This window comes from Enterobacter cloacae complex sp. P18RS (assembly GCF_014982105.1).
In the GTDB taxonomy this organism is placed as follows: domain Bacteria; phylum Pseudomonadota; class Gammaproteobacteria; order Enterobacterales; family Enterobacteriaceae; genus Enterobacter; species Enterobacter hormaechei_C.
Window position 1 is genome coordinate 1 of the sequence record NZ_JADCKV010000069.1, and the last position, 436, is coordinate 436.

The following is a 436-nucleotide window of genomic DNA, read 5'->3' on the forward strand; positions in this document are numbered from 1 at the left end:
ACTCAAAACTATAATATGAGTTTTATCTTTATGTTTTTGATTTTTTACCATATTTAATTGTTCATAAATTAGCTGAATTGCTTTATTTTTCCAGGAATTATCATCTTTTTTATCATCATACCCATAACAATAGACACCATGCTCATCACCATCAGGTTTTCGGCATGATATAGATTCTTTTATGATTTTCCCTTTAACTAAAGCCATCATTTTTTCAGCATCATTAAGAATCGCAGCATCCGAACGATAGTTTTCCATCATAAAAACTGTCTTATGTTTTCCCAATGATTTATGCACAGGGAAAAAATCTGAAAAATTCATGAAAATATCAGGAGAACTGAATCTCAATGAATATATTGATTGAAAATCATCACCAATAGCCATTATCGTAGGCATTCGACTTAAAATTGCAATTTCTTTATGTATTGCCCTTAAC

The 436-nt window shown here is 29.8% G+C and carries 1 protein-coding gene; it reads right to left on the reverse strand.

All coding sequences use genetic code 11. The features are described from left to right. The coding region (locus INF61_RS22750) for an ATP-dependent helicase (RefSeq protein ID WP_193548157.1) at window positions 1–384 on the reverse strand (384 nt) is incomplete at its 3' end. Between the last annotated feature and the right edge of the window lie 52 nt (window positions 385–436).